Source organism: Bordetella trematum (assembly GCF_900078335.1).
GTDB classification, from domain to species: domain Bacteria; phylum Pseudomonadota; class Gammaproteobacteria; order Burkholderiales; family Burkholderiaceae_B; genus Bordetella; species Bordetella trematum.
Genome location: NZ_FKBR01000049.1, coordinates 1 through 324, shown reverse-complemented (window position 1 = coordinate 324; position 324 = coordinate 1). Strand labels below are relative to the sequence as shown.

The following is a 324-nucleotide window of genomic DNA, read 5'->3' as shown; positions in this document are numbered from 1 at the left end:
ACCCTGCTGGAGACGGATATCGGCGGTTCGCTGGATATCCTGGCCGGTGAGGGCGACAACATCGTTGACCTGACCGTGGTAACGGTGGGCGGTGCTACCCAGATCGTTTCGGGTGCTGGCAATGACCGTATCACCCTGCTGCAGACCGACATCGGCGGCTCGCTGGGCATTGACGCTGGTGACGGCGCCAACACCGTGAGCTTGGATACGGTGACGGTGGGTGGCGACACGTCTATCAACACGGGTGCTGGCGTGGATGTGATCACGCTGGTGGACAGCGGCCTGCTGGGTCAATTGATGATCGACTCCGGCGACGGCAGCAAC

Annotated in this window: 1 protein-coding gene; it reads left to right on the top strand. The window is 62.3% G+C overall.

Going from position 1 to position 324, the window contains the following annotated elements; all coding sequences use genetic code 11:
- On the top strand, positions 1-324 hold a 324-nt coding region (locus A7V84_RS21380; protein ID WP_162269653.1), incomplete at both ends, for a hypothetical protein.